This window comes from Mycobacterium sp. MAC_080597_8934 (assembly GCF_000523975.1).
In the GTDB taxonomy this organism is placed as follows: Bacteria; Actinomycetota; Actinomycetes; order Mycobacteriales; family Mycobacteriaceae; genus Mycobacterium; species Mycobacterium avium.
On the sequence record NZ_JAOS01000018.1, the window covers coordinates 1 to 14,003 of the forward strand.

Here is a 14,003-nt window from a genome sequence, read left to right on the forward strand (position 1 = left end):
CCAGTTGCCGGCGCAGGAGGACATTTTCAAATTCGGTGAGGCGGCGGGCTTTTCGGTGGAGCGGGTGCAGCTGCTGCGCGAGCACTACGCGCGGACCCTCAACATCTGGGCGGCGAACCTGGAGGCCAACAAGGACAAGGCCATCGCCATCCAGTCGCAAGCGGTCTACGACCGCTACATGCACTACCTGACCGGGTGCGAGAACTTCTTCCGCAAGGGCATCAGCAACGTGGGGCAATTCACGCTGGTCAAGTAGGCGGGTCGGGCAGGACCGCTACTTCTTCTCCATGGTGAACTGGTTGACGTCGGTGTAGCCCTCCCGGAACAGCTTGGCGCAGCCGGTCCTGACTTTTATCACTGTCGGCGATCCGGCGGTTGTGTAGGGCTGTGACCTGTGTCTTCGGTTGTGGCCTGGTGCGGATTTGTGCACTAGCCGGTGGGCCGTAGGGTGCCTGCGTGGCCTATGTGCGCACGGTGAAGACATCCTCGGGGGCGATGGCTGTGCAGGTCGTGTGGTCCTCGCGGCGCGGGTCACGCCGGATCGAGCATCTGGGTTCGGCGCATGACGAGGCCGGGGTGGCCGCTTTGAAGGCTGCCGCGGCGCAGCGACTGGCCGCCGGCCAAGCGCAACTCGACCTTGGCTTGGCCGAACGTTCGGCGGCCGAGCCGTTGCCGATCACGTCCTCGAAGTCGGCGCTGCTGTGGGAAGCATTGTGCGCTGCTTATGACAAGGTCGGGTTCGCCAACGTCGCCGATGGGGATGAGGCGTTTCGTCAGTTGGTGTTGGCCCGGATCATCGAACCGACCAGCAAGGCCGATTCACTTCGGGTCGTCGAGGAGACTGGGGTCGTCCCGGTGTCGTATCCGACGCTGAACCGCCGTCTGCCGGTGTTCGCCAAACCCGCTTTCCGGCAAGCGCTTTCGACCGCATGCGCTGCCCACGCGCAATTGGGTCCGGCCAGTCTGGTGCTCTATGACGTGTCGACGCTGCACTTCGAGACCGATGCTGGTGATGGGTTCCGGGAGCCCGGATTCTCCAAGGAAAGACGGTTGGACCCGCAGATCACCCTGGGGTTGTTGACCGATGCTGGCGGGTTCCCGTTGACGGTGGCGGCCTTTGAGGGCAATAAGGCAGAGACCGCGACCATGCTGCCGGTGATCAACGCGTTCAAGGCCGCTCACCAACTCACCGACGTCACGGTCGTCGCTGATGCCGGGATGATCTCGGAAGCCAACCAGGTCGCCCTGCACGCGGCAGGGCTGTCCTACATTCTCGGCGCGAGGATTCCGTTTTTACCTGATGTGGTGCGCGAGTGGCGCGACAAGCACTCCGATGAGGCGATCCCCGACGGCCTGGTGCTCACCCAGCCCTGGCCATCAACCAGCGGCGAGAAAACCCGCGGCATCCCGGACCGGATCATCCACTACCAGTACCGCCATGACCGGGCCCGGCGCACGCTGCGGGGGATCGATGAGCAGGTGGCCAAGGCCGAACGTGCTGTTGACGGGCATGCCCCGGTCAAACGTAACCGCTACATCCAGCTCACCGGGGCTACCAAGAGCGTGAATCGCACACTGGAGGCCAAGGCCCGGGCGTTGGCCGGGTGGAAGGGATACACCACCAACCTGGTGAGCCAACCGGCCACTTTCGTCATCGAGGCGTATCACCAGTTGTGGCGCATTGAAAAGGCGTTCCGGATGTCCAAGCACGACCTGCAAGCCCGCCCGATCTATCACCGCACCCGCGACTCCATCGAAGCCCACCTCAGCGTTGTCTTCGCCGCGATGGCGGTATCGCACTGGATCGAGCACCAAACCGGTTGGAGCATTAAGAAATTCGTTCGCACCGCACGCCGCTACCGTACCGTCACTATCCAAGCCGGCAAGCACACCCTGACCGCTGCTGAACCGCCACCACCCGACCTCGCCGAAATCCTCGCAAACATCCACAGCCTACGTGCGCACTAGCCTGATAAAAGTCGGGCTACATGCACTACCTGACCGGGTGCGAGAACTTCTTCCGCAAGGGCATCAGCAACGTGGGGCAATTCACGCTGGTCAAGTAGGCGGGTCGGGCAGGACCGCTACTTCTTCTCCATGGTGAACTGGTTGACGTCGGTGTAGCCCTCCCGGAACAGCTTGGCGCAGCCGGTCAAATACTTCATGTACCGGTCGTAGACCTCTTGGGACTGGATGGCGATGGCCTGCTCGCGATTGGCCTCGAGCGCCTGCGCCCACAGGTCCAGCGTCCGGGCGTAGTGCAGCTGCAGCGACTGCACCCGGGTCAGGTCGAAGCCCGCCGTCACGCCGTATTCGCCGACGGTCTGCGGTGTGGGCAGCCAGCCGCCGGGGAAGATCTCGGCCAGGATGAACCGGGAGAACTCGACGATCTCGTGGGTCAGTTTCATGCCCTTGGCCCGGGCGTCCTTGAAGGAGGGCCGAACGATGGTGTGCAGCAACATGATTCCGCCGGGCGGCAGCACGTCGTAGGCCATCCTGAAGAAGCGGCCGTAGCGTTGCCGGCCGAAGTGCTCGAACGCGCCGATCGAGACGATGCGGTCCACGGGCTCGTGGAACTTCTCCCAGCCCTCCAGCAGCACCCGCCGGGTGCGCGGGGTGTCCATCGCGTCGAAGGTCTTCTGCACGTGCTCGGCCTGGTTCTCCGACAGCGTCAGGCCCACCACGTTGACGTCATACTTCTCGATGGCCCGCCGCATGGTGGCGCCCCAGCCACACCCGATGTCCAGCAACGTCATTCCCGGCTCGAGCTTCAACTTGCCCAGCGCCAGGTCGATCTTGGCGATCTGGGCCTCTTCCAGGGTCATGTCGTCGCGCTCGAAGTACGCGCAGCTGTAGGTCTGAGTGGGGTCCAGGAACAGGCGGAAGAAGTCGTCGGACAAGTCGTAGTGGGCCTGCACGTTTCCAAAATGCGGCGTGAGCTGCACGGACATGTCGACACGAGCCTTTCTATATGAGATGGCGGGGGTGGGCAGCCACGCAACCACCCCGCTTCGTCCCCCAACGCTGTCCTGCATGGTAGTCGCTGGGGCGGGTGAAGTCGCCCTGCCCGGGCCGGTGCCGGGGCCTCAGAGCGCCGCTTCCCGCGGCGGCACGATGGGCGACGGGTGCGGCTCTTCGCGGAACTTCTCCAGCGACCCGCCGACTTCCACGATCCCCTTGAGCGCGTTCCAGCTCAGCATCGTCAGGTAGTCGATCAGCTCGTCTCGGCTCATCCGCGGGTACGACATCCAGGAGTGGGTGGCCAGTTGCACACCGCCGACGATCAGGTACGCCCACGGTTCCACGCCGCCGGTGTCCATTCCGGCGTGCTGCATGCGCCGGCGCATCAGGACCGCGAGCATGCGCGCGATGATGCGCTCGGAGTCGGCGATGACCTTGCTCTTGCTGGCCGAGCTGTTGGACATCACGAACCGGTACGGCTCGGGTTCGTTGGCCACGGTCTCCACGTAGACCCGGATGACCTCGCGGGTCAGGTCGAAGCCGTCCAGGCCGGAGGTGAGCGCGGCGGCCATGTTGGGAATCAGCGTGGTCTGGGTGAACCGCATCATCACGGCGGTCGTGAGGTCGTTCTTGTCCACGAAGTAGCGGTAGAGCACCGTCTTGGAGACCCCGATCTCGGCGGCGATCTCGTCCATGCTCAGCGCGCCGCCGAGCCGGCGAATCGCGTCGATCGTGCCGTCGACCAGTTCGTTGCGACGGTCCACTTTGTGCTGATGCCAGCGCCGCTTGCGCCCGTCCATTTTGACGCTCGCAGCCGTGATTTGCTCTGCCACTATCGCCGAAATCCCATTCCCTAGACGCCCTCGATACTACGGCGTGGACCGGCCGGTTCGCGGTCTTGGCCCGGGCGTGGACGACCGTCGCGCGCGGTGTCGTCACACCAATCGGCGGGAAAGATAGATGATGGAGTGGTGGCACACAGAGCCTCGGGCCGCACCTCGTTCGCCGAATCCTTCGCCGGCGCCGATCCGCAGGCCGACGCGCAGCGGCGGGTGGCGCTGCGCCGGATGAAGGCGGTGGCACTGAGTTTCCTGATCGGTGCCACCGGCCTGTTTCTGGCCTGCCGATGGGCGCAGGCGCAGCCCGGCGTGGGCGCCTGGGTCGGCTATGTCGGCGCGGCCGCGGAGGCCGGGATGGTGGGCGCGCTGGCGGACTGGTTCGCGGTGACGGCGCTGTTCCGCCATCCGCTGGGCATCCCGATCCCGCACACCGCCATCATCAAGCGCAAGAAGGACCAGCTGGGGGAGGGCCTGGGCACCTTCGTGCGGGAGAACTTCCTGTCGCCGGAGGTGGTGGAGACCAAGCTGCGCGACGCGCAGGTCTCCGGCCGGCTGGGTAAGTGGCTTTCGGAAGCTGCGCACGCCGAACGGGTGGCCGGCGAGACGGCCACGGTGCTGCGGGTGCTGGTGGAGCTGCTGCGCGACGAGGACGTCCAGCAGGTGATCGACCGGATGATCGTGCGCCGCATCGCCGAACCGCAGTGGGGTCCGCCGGTGGGCCGGGTGCTGGCGACGCTGCTGGCCGAGAATCGGCAGGAGGCGCTGATCCAGCTGCTGGCCGACCGCGCCTTCCAGTGGTCGCTGAACGCCGGCGAGGTCATCCAGCGGGTGGTCGAGCGCGACTCGCCGACCTGGTCGCCGCGCTTCATCGACCACCTTGTAGGCGATCGCATCCACCGCGAGCTGATGGACTTCACCGACAAGGTGCGCCGCAACCCCGACCACGAACTGCGCCGGTCGGCGACCCGCTTCCTGTTCGAATTCGCCGACGACCTGCAGCACGACCCGGACACCATCGCCCGCGCCGACGCCATCAAGGAGCAGCTGATGGCGCGCGACGAGATCGCCAATGCCGCCGCGACGGCCTGGAAGACGCTGAAACGGCTGGTGCTCGAGGGTGTGGACGACCCGTCCAGCGCGCTGCGCAGCCGCATCGCCGACACCGTGGTGCGCATCGGGGAGTCGTTGCGCGACGACGCCGACCTGCGCGACAAGGTCGACAACTGGCTGGTTCGGGCCGCCCAGCACCTGGTCTCGCAGTATGGGGTGGAAATCACAGCGATCATCACCGACACCATCGAGCGCTGGGACGCCGAAGAGGCCAGCCGGCGCATCGAGCTGCACGTCGGCCGTGACCTGCAGTTCATCCGGATCAACGGAACGGTGGTCGGCTCGCTGGCCGGTCTGGTCATCTACGCCGTCGCGCAGCTGCTTTTCTAGCAGTGCTAACAAGTGCTTGCAATAGCAAGCACTTGTAGTAGTCTGAGGGCCGTCCAGACCGACCGTCCGACCAGGAGCACGCCGTGGCACCCGAGGAGAAGCTCTCCGCCAAGGTGTCCAACGCTGCCTCCGACATGGCCTCCGACATCGGCAGCTTCATCCGCAGCCAGCGTGAACTCGCGCAGGTGTCGGTGCGGCAACTCGCCGAGAAGTCCGGGGTCAGCAATCCCTATCTCAGCCAGGTGGAGCGTGGACTGCGCAAGCCATCGGCCGACGTCCTGAACCAGATCGCGAAGGCCCTCCGGGTTTCCGCCGAGGTTCTCTATGTGCGCGCCGGGATCCTCGAGCCCAGCGACAAAAGTCAGGTGCGGGACGCGATCGTCACCGACACCGCGATCACCGAGCGCCAAAAGCAGATCCTGCTCGACATCTACGCATCGTTCACCCAGCAAAACGAAGCCACCCATGAGGAGTGTCCGACCCAGCCCGACAGCGAGTGATCAGTCCGTCGCCGGCGGGTCAGTGATGTATAGACGACCGGCCGCGGGGGTTACCCCACAGTAGGGATCTGGCGGTTCCAGCCCAACTGCATGACGAACGACCGACGCTCCGCGCGGCCCCAGTTGCGAAGGAGACGTTTGCACCTAATTTCCCGACCAGACACCTGACAAACACACAGAGCAGAAACCATGAAAGGAACAACCATGGCGGAAAACCCGAACATCGACGACTTGCGAGCCCCGCTGCTCGCGGCCCTGGGCGCGGCCGACCTGGCCCTGGCCACGGTCAACGACCTGATCGCCAACCTGCGCGAGCGGGCCGAGGAGACCCGCGCCGAGACCCGCACCCGGGTCGAGGAGCGCCGCGCCCGGCTGACCAAGTTCCAGGAGGACCTGCCCGAGCAGTTCACCGAGCTGCGCGACAAGTTCACCACCGAGGAGCTGCGCAAGGCGGCCGAGGGCTACCTGGAGGCGGCGACCAACCGGTACAACGAGCTGGTCGAGCGCGGCGAGGCGGCCCTGCAGCGGCTGCGCAGCCAGACCGCCTTCGAGGACGCCTCCGCGCGCGCCGAGGGCTACGTGGACCAGGCCGTCGAGCTGACCCAGGAGGCGCTGGGCACCGTCGCGTCGCAGACCCGCGCGGTCGGTGAGCGCGCCGCCAAGCTGGTGGGCATCGAGCTGCCGGGCAAGGCCGAGGCCGCCGGCAAGAAGACCCAGAAGGCCATCGCCAAGGCCCCGCCAAGAAGGCGCCGGCCAAGAAGGCCCCCGCCAAGAAGGCGCCGGCCAAGAAGGCCGCGGCCAAGAAGGTCACCCAGAAGTAGCACCGCAGTTCCCACGACGCTCGACTCCGAGTTGCCTTCGGGTGACTCGGAGTCGACGTTTTGGACGCCGCCCGCCTACGCTTGAGGCGTGAACCACCTCGTGGGTACCGTCATGCTGGTCTTGCAGATCGCCGTCCTGGTCACGGCGATCTACGCCTTCGTGCATGCCGCGCTGCAGCGCCCCGACGCCTATACCGCCGCCGACAAGCTGACCAAGCCGGTGTGGTTGCTGATCCTGGGCGGGGCGGTGGCTTTGACGTCGGTGCTGGGCTACGTGTTCGGCGTGCTGGGCATGGCGATCGCCGCCTGTGCGGCCGGGGTGTATCTGGTCGATGTGCGGCCCAAACTCCTGGAAATACAGGGCAAGTCGCGCTAGCGGCATGCGGGTCCCGCTGGCCGCGCCGGCCGCGCTGCTGCTGGCGCTGTGCTGGCCGATAGCGCCCGCCGCCGCGCCGGACCCCGCCGCCGGGACGGCCGACCCGCCGTTCATCGACCACACCGACTGGGCGCAATGGCAGGGCCGAAGCAGCCTGCGGGTCTTCCCGACGCCCGCCGGGCCCACCGCCGCCAAGACGCCCGGGTCGATGGCGATGGCCGACGAGGCCTGGGCCGAGGTGCTCGCCCTGGCCCCGGACGCCGACACCGCCGGGATGCGCGCGCAGTTCCTGTGCCACTGGCAGTTCGCCGAGCTGGGCCGGCCCGGCAAGGTCAGCTGGAACCTGGAGCCGTGGCGCCCCGTCGTCGACGACGCGGAGATGGTCGCCTCCGGCTGCAATCCCGGCGGTCCGGAAGAATCCTTCGGATGACCCCCACCCGCGCCCAGCTGGCGGCATTCGTCGACCACACCCTGCTCAAGCCCGAAGCCACCGCCGCCGACGTCGCCGCCCTGGTCACCGAGGCGGCCGAGCTGGGCGTCTACGCGGTGTGCGTCTCGCCGCCGATGGTTCCCGTCGCCGTGCAGGCCGGTGCCGGCGTGCGGGTGGCCAGCGTGGCGGGATTCCCGTCGGGCAAGCATGTGCCGGCCGTCAAGGCCCACGAGGCCGCGCTGGCGGTGGCCTCCGGTGCCGCCGAGATCGACATGGTCATCGACGTCGGCGCGGCGCTGGCCGGTGACCTCGACGGGGTGCGCGCCGACATCGCGGCGGTGCGCGGCGCCGTCGGCGGCGCCGTGCTCAAGGTGATCGTGGAGTCGTCAGCGCTGCTGGCGCTGGCCGACGAGCACACCCTGGTCCGGGTGTGCCGCGCCGCCGAGGACGCCGGCGCCGACTTCGTCAAGACGTCGACCGGATTCCACCCGACCGGCGGCGCATCCGTGCGGGCGGTCGCCCTGATGGCCGAGGCCGTCGGGGGCCGGCTGGGGGTGAAGGCCAGCGGCGGCATCCGCACCGCCGCCGACGCGCTGGCGATGCTGGATGCCGGCGCCACCCGGCTGGGATTGTCGGGCACCCGGGCCGTGCTCGACGGGCTGGGCTGAGGACCGACGGCGTCAGAGGTTGGCGAAGCAGGGGTCGTTGTTGTTGCCGGTCGGGATGGCGGCGTTGCGGGTGGAGAAGTGGCTGGTCACACCCTTGTCGGTGACCTGCACGCTGTCCGCGTGAATGCCCAGCGGGTAGTTCTTCGTCAGGTTCGAGGTGAAGTCGTCCAGCGTCGACTGCACCGACTCCTTGGGCATGGTGAAGCCCAGCGCGTTGAAGCTGACGATCTGCAGTTGCAACCCGGTGCCCGAGATCACCGGCTTGGCGGTGATGTTGTCCAACATGCCCTTCAGCTCGATGGTGCCGTCGGCGGGATGGGTGGTCACCGTGTTGGTGACGAACGGGCCCAGCACCGGGATGGCGTTCTGCACCGACTGCTTGATGCCGTCGGTGGTCCAGTCGATAGTGGCGTCCAATGCGCCGATGGTGCCCTTCGAGTTGCCGTTGTCCTTGAGCCGGACGTCATTGATATTGATCGAGAGCTTCATGCCCTTGGCGTCGCGGATGTTGTTGCCGGCGGTCTGCACCGAGATGTTGGTGTAGTGCTTGGTCGCCTGCTGCCACAGCATCAGCGGTGTCACGCCGAAGGACGCGGTGGCCTGGTCCTTGACCTCGCAGGCCACCGCCTGGGCGACCTTGGTGTCGGCGACGTGCCGCACGTACAGCTCCGCCCCGATGAACCCGGCGATGATCAGGGCGAACACGATGATGAAGATCAACAGCACCGAGACCGGGTCACGCAGGAACCGGCGCTTCTTTTTCGCCGGCCCGTTGTCGGGGTTCGGCGCGGTGGCCAGCCGCTCGGTGGGCCCGGCGGGCGGGGTGGGCGGCGGCGGGTAGCCGGGCTGCTGCATCTGGGGCCGCGGCGTGCCGAATCGCTCGGTCTGGCCGGGGGGCGGGGGAGCGGGCGCCGGCGGCGGTGGCGGCACCTGACCGGGCGCCTGACCTGGGCCGCCGGTGTTGATCCGCTCGGTCGGCCGTTCCGTCGGAGGCTGGCCGTAGGGTCCCTGGTTGGCGGGACGGCCCCACGTCGACGGGTCCTGCTTCGGGGGTCCTTGTGGGTTCGTCACCCGACCGATTCTGCCCTACCAACCTGAGCAAAGTCCGAGCGGTTGCTGAGCGCCGCGATAGTCTTGCGGGCCTGCGCGACCCGGTCGACGTCGATGTCGGCCAGCACCAGCTGCGGCTGCGCGCCGGCCGACGCGACCACCTCACCCAGCGGTGAGGCGACCAGACTGCCGCCCACCCCGGTCGGCGCCCCCGACGCGGACAGGCTGCCGCCGGGGTCGGCCTGACCGGCCGCGGCGATGTAGCTCATCGAGTCCAGCGCGCGGGCGCGGGCCAGCAGGGTCCACTGGTCGAGTTTGCCGGGCCCCGCGCCCCAGGACGCGCAGACCGCGATCAGCTGGGCGCCGCGGCGGGCCAGCTCGGTGTAGAGCTCGGGGAACCGGATGTCGTAGCAGACGCTCAACCCGACCCGCACCCCGTCGACGCCGACCACCACCGGCTCGCGGCCCGGCGCGACGGTGCGCGATTCGGTGAAGCCGAATGCGTCGTAGAGGTGGATCTTGTCGTAATGGGTGACCGCCTGGTCGTCCGAATTGGCCACGAGCAGTGTGTTTTTCACGCGGCCGTCGCCGGACGGGGTGAACATGCCGGCGATGACAGTGACGTTCGCCTCGGTCGCGATGCGGCGCACCCCGTCGGCCCAGGGGCCGTCGACCGGCTCGGCGATCGGCGCCAGCGGCACACCGAACCGGCACATGGTGGCCTCGGGGAATACCACCAGCCGCGCGCCCGCCCCGGCGGCCCGGTGGGTGTATTCGCCGACCAGCGCCAGGTTCGCCGCGGGGTCGGTGCCGCTGAGGATCTGCGCCAGCGCGATTCGCATGAGCGCCAGCTTAGGCCCGGCGACGATGCGCGCCGCCGCGGCGGCGCGAGGAGGAGTCGGGCGATCCAGCTTAGGCCCGGCGACGATGCGCGCCGCCGCGGCGGCGCGAGGAGGAGTCGGGCGATCCCGCTTAGGCGCGAGCTCAGGCGGTTTGGGCGATCCACTCGGTGGTGAAGCGCTGCTCGGCGGCAATCAGCTCGGCCAGGCGCGCGCCGATGAAGTTCTCCAGCTTGCCGCCGATGATCGGCACCCGCACCTGGACCGTGGCCCGGAAGGTCAACCGGGCGCCGCCGGTGTCCTCGGCGGGCTCCAGCACGGCGTCGCCGGCCAGATTCACCGGGGCGTCCACGATCGAGCCGACGACCGACCCGGTGGCGGTGCCGCCCGTCACCGGCCCCCACGTCTCCTCGCGGCGGATACACAGATCGCCGCTGTGCAACTGGGTGACCATGCCCGGCAGTTTGTCGCTGCGGATCACCTGCAGCGTGACGACCTCCACGACGTCCTCGTCACCGGACGCCCCGCCGACGCGCATCGACTCCAGTGTCGCCACGTCGACGCCGGAGCTGGCCAGCCTGGCCCGCCAGTAATCGGCATCGGTGAAGGCCCGGTGCACCTCGTCAACGCTGCCGTCGTAGTGGGCCGACAAGTCGAATGAGCGCGGCATAGCAGGTCAGGCTACCGTTACGGGCCATGAAATCCAGCGGTGCCGGTGCGGCGTTCGCCGGCGCGTCAGTGGCCGACGCGGCGCCGCTGGCGCCGCTGACCACGCTGCGGGTCGGACCCACCGCGCGCCGGCTGATCACCTGTACCAGCAGCGAACAGGTGATCGCCACGCTGCGCCGGCTGGACACCGAAAGGCTTGCCGGACAACGTGATCCGGTGCTGGTGTTCGCCGGCGGCTCGAACCTGGTGATCTCCGACGCGCTGAGTGACCTGACCGCGGTGCGGCTGGCCAACGACGGAATCACCGTCGAGGGCAATCTGGTGCGCGCCCAGGCGGGGGCGGTGTGGGACGACGTCGTGCTCACCGCCATCGAGCACGGCCTGGGCGGGCTGGAATGCCTGTCCGGCATCCCCGGCTCGGCCGGGGCCACCCCGATCCAAAACGTCGGGGCGTACGGCGCCGAGGTCTCCGACACCCTCACCCGGGTCAGGGTGCTGGACCGCGGCAGCGGGCAGGTGCGCTGGGTGCCCGGCACCGAGCTGGAATTCGGTTACCGCACCAGCGTGTTCAAACGGCGCGCCGACGACGGGCTCGAAATCCCTTCCGTGGTACTGGAAGTCGAGTTCGCGCTCGATGCGTCGGGGCGCAGCGCGCCGGTGCGCTACGGCGAGCTGGCCGCCGAGTTGGAGGTGCCCGTCGGCGAGCGCGCCGACCCGCGCGCGGTCCGCGAGGCGGTGCTGGCGCTGCGGGCGCGCAAGGGCATGGTGCTCGACGCCGCCGACCACGACACCTGGAGCGTGGGGTCGTTCTTCACCAACCCGGTGGTGGCCCCCGACGTCTACGAGCGGCTGGCCGGGTCCGTCGACGGGCCGGTGCCGCACTATCCGGCCCCGGGCGGGGTCAAGCTGGCCGCCGGCTGGCTGGTGGAGCGGGCGGGTTTCGGCAAGGGCTATCCGGTCCCGGACCCGGGCGGCCCGGAAGCGCCCTGCCGGCTGTCCACCAAGCACGCGTTGGCGCTGACCAACCGCGGCACGGCCCGCAGCGACGACGTGATCGCCCTGGCCCGGACCATCCGGGACGGGGTGCGGTCTGTGTTTGGCATCACACTGGTGCCCGAGCCCGTCCTGCTCGGTTGCAGGCTGTAGCGGCAAAATTTGCCGACGCGCGCCCGGCGCCCGATTTGTCGCGGCAGGGTTGCCCGATTTTCCCCGGTATCTTTGATTTTCGTGACCCCGTCCAGCGCCCCGCGGCCGTTCAACCGGCGCGTGGCTTTGGCGACCCTCGGGATCGGTGCGCTGGCCCCCGGCGTGCTGGCCGCCTGCGGTGGTGGCACCGCCAAGGAGGCCGAGAAGAAGGAGCAGCCGGCGCTGCGGCTGAAGTACCAGCCCGCCGACGCGGCCCAGAACGTGGTGCCCACCGCGCCGGTCAGCGTCGAGGTGAGCGACGGGTGGTTCCAGCACGTCACGCTGTCGAACTCGTCCGGCAAGGCCGTCGCGGGCACCTTCAACTCCGACCGCACCGTCTACACCACCACCGAGCCGCTCGGCTACGACCAGACCTACACGTGGAGCGGCTCGGCCGTCGGGCACGACGGCAAGACCGTCGCCGTGGCGGGCAAGTTCAGCACCGTGTCGCCCAGCAAGAAGATCAGCGGGGCGTTCCAGCTGGCCGACGGCCAGACCGTCGGGATCGCGGCGCCGATCATCCTGCAGTTCGACGCGCCGATCAGCGACAAGGCCGCGGTCGAAAAGGCGCTCACCGTCACCACCAACCCGCCCGTGGAGGGCAGCTGGGCCTGGCTGCCGGACGAGGCTCAGGGCGCCCGGGCGCACTGGCGCACCCGCGAGTACTACCCCGCCGGCACCACCGTCAACGTGCAGGCCAAGCTGTACGGCCTGCCGTTCGGCGACGGCGCCTACGGCGCCGAGGACATCTCGCTGAACATCAACATCGGCCGGCGCCAGATCGTCAAGGCCGAGGTGTCCTCGCACCGCATCCAGGTGATCCGCGACGAGGGCGTCATCATGGACTTCCCGTGCAGCTACGGCGAGGCCGACAAGGCCCGCAACGTCACCCGCAACGGCATCCACGTGGTCAGCGAGAAGTACGCCGACTTCTACATGTCCAACCCGGCGGCCGGCTACAGCCACGTGCACGAACGCTGGGCGGTGCGGATCTCCAACAACGGCGAGTTCATCCACGCCAACCCGGCCAGCGCCGGCGCGCAGGGCAACACCAACGTCACCAACGGCTGCATCAACCTGTCCACCAGCGACGCCGAGCAGTACTACCAGTCGGCGATCTACGGCGACCCGGTGGAGGTGACCGGCAGTTCCATCCAGCTGTCCTACGCCGACGGCGACATCTGGGACTGGGCGGTGGACTGGGACACCTGGGTGGCCATGTCGGCGTTGCCGCCGCCCACCGCGCACCCGCCGTCGACCCAGATCCCGGTGACCGCGCCGGTCACGCCGTCCAACGCGCCCACCCTGTCGGGCACGCCGACCACGTCGACGACCACGCCGGCCAGCACCGGCCCGGCTACCCCCGGCGGTTGAACCGGCTGGCCGACGCCTGATCGCGCGGCTTCATCACGATCAGATCCAGGTTGACGTGCGCCGGTCGTGACGCGACGAACCCGATCACCTCGGCCACGTCGGCCGCCACCAGCGGGGTGATGCCGGTGTAGACGGCGTCGGCGCGTTGTTGGTCGCCGTCGAAGCGCACCAGCGAGAACTCGGTTTCCACTGCGCCCGGGGCGATCTCGGTCAGCCGCACCGGCTTGCCCAGCAGCTCGCCGCGCAGCGTGCGGTGCAACGCCCCCTGCCCGTGCTTGGCAGCCGTGTAGCCGGCGCCGCCGTCGTAAACCTCAAGTGCCGCAACGGAAGTCACGGTGACGATCAGTCCGTCGCCGGAATCGACCAGCTTGGGCAGCAGCGCGCGGGTGACCCGCAGCGTGCCGATCACGTTGGTCTCCCACATCCACCGCCAGTGCTCGAGGTCGGCCTCGGCGACCGGTTCCAGGCCGCGGGCCCCGCCGGCGTTGTTGACCAGCACGTCGACCCGGCTCAATTTGCTCGCCAGCGCCGCCACCGCGGCGTCGTCTGTGACATCGGCCACAATGGCGGTACCGCCGATCTCGTTGGCCAGGGCGTGGATCCGCTCGGCCCGCCGCGCCACCGCGACGACGTGAAAGCCCTGTGCAGCCAGGGTTCGGGCGGTTGCCTCGCCGATTCCCGAGCTGGCCCCGGTGACCACCGCGACGCGTTCATTCCTGCCAGTTCCAACCATCGAAACAACCTTAGTGAACGTGCTAAATTTTGCGTGTGCACCTCAGCGCTCTGTCCAACATCACCACCGCCGCGTGTCTGTGCGCGGCGGGTGCGTGTTGTTGCTGCGCACTTTGCCG

Annotated in this window: 15 protein-coding genes and 2 pseudogenes; 11 read left to right on the plus strand and 6 right to left on the minus strand. The window is 68.5% G+C overall.

Going from position 1 to position 14,003, the window contains the following annotated elements; all coding sequences use genetic code 11:
- The 3 genes and pseudogenes from NF20_RS08770 to NF20_RS27635 all read left to right on the plus strand — a co-directional run.
- The coding region (locus NF20_RS08770; RefSeq protein WP_033717265.1) for a class I SAM-dependent methyltransferase at positions 1–256 on the plus strand (256 nt) is incomplete at its 5' end.
- Between the two features lie 245 nt (positions 257–501).
- Entirely contained in the window at positions 502–1,968 is a 1,467-nt protein-coding gene (locus tag NF20_RS08775; RefSeq protein WP_019733492.1) for an IS1634 family transposase, read from the plus strand.
- Positions 1,969–1,985: 17 nt separating this feature from the next.
- Positions 1,986–2,066: pseudogene (locus NF20_RS27635) on the plus strand (cyclopropane-fatty-acyl-phospholipid synthase 1); the annotation flags it as partial.
- A gap of 18 nt (positions 2,067–2,084) precedes the next feature.
- Here the strand turns inward: NF20_RS27635 and pcaA are convergent.
- Positions 2,085–2,951: a cyclopropane mycolic acid synthase PcaA gene (gene pcaA, locus NF20_RS08780; RefSeq protein WP_009979325.1), complete on the minus strand. Its 867-nt coding sequence runs from the start codon at positions 2,949–2,951 to the stop codon at positions 2,085–2,087.
- 135 nt (positions 2,952–3,086) lie between these two features.
- Complete coding sequence (locus NF20_RS08785; protein WP_010950184.1) at positions 3,087–3,794, minus strand: TetR/AcrR family transcriptional regulator; 708 nt, start codon at positions 3,792–3,794, stop codon at positions 3,087–3,089.
- 135 nt (positions 3,795–3,929) lie between these two features.
- Here NF20_RS08785 and NF20_RS08790 point away from each other — a divergent pair, with 135 nt between their 5' ends.
- The 6 genes and pseudogenes from NF20_RS08790 (at position 3,930) to deoC (ending at position 8,035) form a co-directional block, all read left to right on the plus strand.
- Entirely contained in the window at positions 3,930–5,240 is a 1,311-nt protein-coding gene (locus tag NF20_RS08790; RefSeq protein WP_009979323.1) for a DUF445 domain-containing protein, read from the plus strand.
- Positions 5,241–5,323: 83 nt separating this feature from the next.
- Complete coding sequence (locus NF20_RS08795; RefSeq protein WP_003873735.1) at positions 5,324–5,740, plus strand: helix-turn-helix domain-containing protein; 417 nt, start codon at positions 5,324–5,326, stop codon at positions 5,738–5,740.
- Positions 5,741–5,944: 204 nt separating this feature from the next.
- Positions 5,945–6,561: pseudogene (gene hbhA / locus NF20_RS08800) on the plus strand (heparin-binding hemagglutinin HbhA).
- A gap of 88 nt (positions 6,562–6,649) precedes the next feature.
- The gene (locus tag NF20_RS08805) at positions 6,650–6,937 is read left to right on the plus strand and encodes a DUF2516 family protein (protein ID WP_003879303.1); all 288 of its coding nucleotides are present in this window, start codon (positions 6,650–6,652) and stop codon (positions 6,935–6,937) included.
- Positions 6,938–6,941: 4 nt separating this feature from the next.
- Positions 6,942–7,367 carry a DUF2599 domain-containing protein gene (locus NF20_RS08810; RefSeq protein ID WP_019732755.1) on the plus strand — a complete coding sequence of 142 codons (426 nt, stop codon included), beginning with the start codon at positions 6,942–6,944 and terminating at the stop codon, positions 7,365–7,367.
- Complete coding sequence (gene deoC, locus NF20_RS08815) at positions 7,364–8,035, plus strand: deoxyribose-phosphate aldolase (RefSeq protein ID WP_009979318.1); 672 nt, start codon at positions 7,364–7,366, stop codon at positions 8,033–8,035. The genes NF20_RS08810 and deoC overlap by 4 nt, the downstream gene beginning before the upstream one ends.
- Positions 8,036–8,047: 12 nt before the next feature.
- Here deoC and NF20_RS08820 read toward each other — a convergent pair whose 3' ends face one another.
- The 3 genes from NF20_RS08820 to NF20_RS08835 all read right to left on the minus strand — a co-directional run bounded on the left by NF20_RS08820 (position 8,048) and on the right by NF20_RS08835 (position 10,594).
- Positions 8,048–9,106: a DUF2993 domain-containing protein gene (locus NF20_RS08820; RefSeq protein ID WP_011726184.1), complete on the minus strand. Its 1,059-nt coding sequence runs from the start codon at positions 9,104–9,106 to the stop codon at positions 8,048–8,050.
- Positions 9,103–9,927 carry a carbon-nitrogen hydrolase family protein gene (locus NF20_RS08825; protein ID WP_033712380.1) on the minus strand — a complete coding sequence of 275 codons (825 nt, stop codon included), beginning with the start codon at positions 9,925–9,927 and terminating at the stop codon, positions 9,103–9,105. Before NF20_RS08825 ends, NF20_RS08820 begins: the two co-directional genes overlap by 4 nt.
- A 142-nt stretch (positions 9,928–10,069) precedes the next feature.
- A complete protein-coding gene (locus tag NF20_RS08835; protein WP_009979316.1) occupies positions 10,070–10,594 on the minus strand; it encodes a DUF2505 domain-containing protein in 525 nt (174 codons plus the stop codon).
- A 26-nt stretch (positions 10,595–10,620) separates the two neighbouring features.
- Between NF20_RS08835 and NF20_RS08840 the strand changes: the two genes are divergently transcribed.
- Both NF20_RS08840 and NF20_RS08845 read left to right on the plus strand, forming a co-directional pair.
- Positions 10,621–11,739, plus strand: a complete 1,119-nt coding sequence (locus NF20_RS08840; protein ID WP_033712382.1) for a UDP-N-acetylmuramate dehydrogenase — start codon at positions 10,621–10,623, stop codon at positions 11,737–11,739.
- A gap of 33 nt (positions 11,740–11,772) precedes the next feature.
- Positions 11,773–13,152 (plus strand): L,D-transpeptidase, encoded by a 1,380-nt coding sequence (locus NF20_RS08845; RefSeq protein WP_170924260.1) that lies wholly within the window; start codon positions 11,773–11,775, stop codon positions 13,150–13,152.
- Here NF20_RS08845 and NF20_RS08850 read toward each other — a convergent pair.
- Positions 13,136–13,885 (minus strand): SDR family NAD(P)-dependent oxidoreductase, encoded by a 750-nt coding sequence (locus NF20_RS08850; protein WP_003879306.1) that lies wholly within the window; start codon positions 13,883–13,885, stop codon positions 13,136–13,138. The genes NF20_RS08845 and NF20_RS08850 overlap by 17 nt on opposite strands.
- Positions 13,886–14,003: the final 118 nt, after the last annotated feature.

Coding starts and splice junctions, on each gene's coding strand:
- pcaA (WP_009979325.1), bottom strand. CDS start 2,951: ATGTCCGTGCAGCTCACGCCGCATTTTGGAAACGTGCAGGCCCACTAC.
- NF20_RS08810 (WP_019732755.1), top strand. CDS start 6,942: ATGCGGGTCCCGCTGGCCGCGCCGGCCGCGCTGCTGCTGGCGCTGTGC.
- deoC (WP_009979318.1), top strand. CDS start 7,364: ATGACCCCCACCCGCGCCCAGCTGGCGGCATTCGTCGACCACACCCTG.
- NF20_RS08825 (WP_033712380.1), bottom strand. CDS start 9,927: ATGCGAATCGCGCTGGCGCAGATCCTCAGCGGCACCGACCCCGCGGCG.
- NF20_RS08835 (WP_009979316.1), bottom strand. CDS start 10,594: ATGCCGCGCTCATTCGACTTGTCGGCCCACTACGACGGCAGCGTTGAC.
- NF20_RS08840 (WP_033712382.1), top strand. CDS start 10,621: ATGAAATCCAGCGGTGCCGGTGCGGCGTTCGCCGGCGCGTCAGTGGCC.
- NF20_RS08850 (WP_003879306.1), bottom strand. CDS start 13,885: ATGGTTGGAACTGGCAGGAATGAACGCGTCGCGGTGGTCACCGGGGCC.